This is a genomic window from Bradyrhizobium sp. (assembly GCF_019242285.1).
Lineage (GTDB): Bacteria > Pseudomonadota > Alphaproteobacteria > Rhizobiales > Xanthobacteraceae > Bradyrhizobium.
On the sequence record NZ_JAFAVV010000692.1, the window covers coordinates 1 to 2,403 of the forward strand.

Here is a 2,403-nt window from a genome sequence, read left to right on the forward strand (position 1 = left end):
TCGATAGGTCACGCGATCCTCCGGCGTCCTTTCGCGGAATTTCCGCGCGGTCAGGACGTTCGAGCAACAGCCCGCATCATTGCCATCCGAAAACATGCAATTCCCCTCCGACTGGAGCTTCCGGAAGAAGGGCGTTCTTCACGGCCGCCTTGGATACAGCGCGGCAAAATTGGACAAGGCGGCGAAAATCCGCCGCGCGCTAGCGCGACTTAGGGAAACACGACCATGTTGGCGAAGTCGCCCGTTGCCGTGCCCGGCTCGCCGCCGGCGATATAGATCGCGATCAACATGGCGACGGCAAAAATCGAATAGCCGAAAATGATCGACATATCACGATCGGGGGCATCAGCTTTGGTGGATGCAATCTGATTGACGAATGCCATTTTGCAATCTCCATCAATATGACTTTGAAATCCGGCACCGCAAACCGGTGCCTTTGATTAGTGCAGCTTCCCGAAGATATGATCTTGCGCATCGATCGAACATGAATTGCTTCACATCAACTCAAACTGTGCGACACGAACGCGTGAGACATATCACGGTAATTTCGCACTTCTGCGACGACCGCGATTTCAAACTTGAGCTCTAAGAAATATCAATGAACAACCACAGGGCGCGGCGTGGCGCACGCAGATGCCTCAAGCCCAGGACGCCATCGTCAGCAGCCCGACATGCACGCCTTGCCCTTCACGTCGGGCCGTGGATCGCCCGTGAACCTGTCGCGGTTGGGCATCCTGATTGCCGCGAGCGACTTGCCGTCGAGCGTCGCGTCGTCCGGCAGCAGGCCATTCAAATGAAGGATGTAGGCGGCGACCGCATAGACATCCTCGTTGCTCAGCGATTGCGGAGCGTTCTGCGGCATGGCGCGACGGATGTAGTCGAACAGGGTCGGCGCGTACGGCCAGTAGCTGCCGACTGTGCGCACCGGTTTCGCGGTCCCAAGCGTGCCCTGCCCGCCGGCAAGCTGGTCGCCGACACCGCCCTGCCCCTTGTCGCCATGGCACGCCGCGCATTGCTGTGCGAACACCTCCTGCCCATGGCTCACGGTGCCACTGCCCGGCGGCAGCCCGCGGCCGTCGCGCCCGATGTCGATGTTCCAGCCGGCGATCTCGGCAGGGGTCGCGAGGCGCCCGATGCCATAGGGGCTTTGCGCCGGCGCGGCTGTCGCAATCGCCAACATGGCGACGACCATCATCGCGATCTGGACCTTATGCGGCGGCATTGGTCACCTCGCCGTTCTCGGCAATGCGCCAGGGCCAGATCGCATTATTGTGGTAGCCGTAGCTCTCGCCACGCACCGCCAGCAGTTCCGACAATGTCGGCTGCACATAGCCGGTCTCATCGACGGCGCGGCTCTGGATCACCGCGGGCTTGCCGTCCCAATGCCAGGGCAAACGGAAGCGGGTCAATGCGCGCGTCAGGATCGGCTCCTGCAACTCGGCTTCCTGCCAGCTTCTGCCGTCGTCGATCGAGACGTCGACACGCCTGATCTTGCCGTGGCCGCTCCAGGCGAGGCCCGTGATCTCGTGAAATCCCTGCGCCGTCAGCCGTTGTCCGCCGGACGGCCGGGTGATGATCGACTTGGCTTCCATGTAGAAGGTGAACTCGCGCGCGGTGCCGTCCGGCATCAGGTCGGTGTATTTCGAGGTCTCTTCGCGGGAATAGGCCGGCTCCGCCGTCACATGCAGGCGGCGCAACCATTTCACGTTCATGTTGCCTTCGAAGCCCGGCAGCAACAGCCGCAGCGGATAACCCTGCTGCGGGCGCAGCCGCTCGCCGTTCTGGCTGTATGCGAGCATGGCGTCGTCGAGACATTTCTCGATTGGAATGCTGCGCGTCAGCGCCGCCGCATCGGCGCCTTCGGCGACGATCCACTTCGCGCCTGCTCGCAATCCGGCCTCCTGCAGCACGAGCTTCAGGCTGACGCCGGTCCATTCCGCGCAGCTCACGAGACCGACCAGATCGGATGCCGTCTTGCCGTAGGGCTTTGTGTAGACGGGATTTCCGGAACATTCGAGGAAGTGAATCCGCGATTGCGAGGGAAAGCGCCGGATGTCCTCCATGGTGAAAATCATCGGCCGGTCGACGAGCCCATGCAGCATCAGCCGGTGCTGAGCGGGATCGATGGTCGGCACGCCGCCATGATGGCGCTCGTAGAACAGCCCGTTCGGCGTGATGATGCCGTCGAGATCCTGCAGCGGCGTGCGTCCTGAGGCCGAGATGTACTGCTTCAGGCTTTTCGAGATGTTCTTGACGACGTTCTTCTCGAATGGCGACGGCGTGCCGTAGGGCTGACTGCCCATGGGATCGCCAGGCGTCTTCATCCACTCCGGAACGTTGGGCGGCAGATTGTCAGCCTCGCCGGCACGCGCATCGTTCGCTGCGAGGCCGGAAGTCAGCACC

At 62.1% G+C, this 2,403-nt stretch carries 3 protein-coding genes; all 3 read right to left on the reverse strand.

The window, feature by feature from the left end; genetic code table 11:
• Positions 1-209 precede the first annotated feature (209 nt).
• Entirely contained in the window at positions 210-383 is a 174-nt protein-coding gene (locus JOY90_RS27930; protein ID WP_291694327.1) for a hypothetical protein, read from the reverse strand.
• 275 nt (positions 384-658) lie between these two features.
• Positions 659-1,222 (reverse strand): c-type cytochrome, encoded by a 564-nt coding sequence (locus JOY90_RS27935; protein WP_291694328.1) that lies wholly within the window; start codon positions 1,220-1,222, stop codon positions 659-661.
• The gene (soxC, locus tag JOY90_RS27940) at positions 1,209-2,402 is read right to left on the reverse strand and encodes a sulfite dehydrogenase (RefSeq protein WP_291694329.1); all 1,194 of its coding nucleotides are present in this window, start codon (positions 2,400-2,402) and stop codon (positions 1,209-1,211) included. Before soxC ends, JOY90_RS27935 begins: the two co-directional genes overlap by 14 nt.
• Position 2,403: the final 1 nt, after the last annotated feature.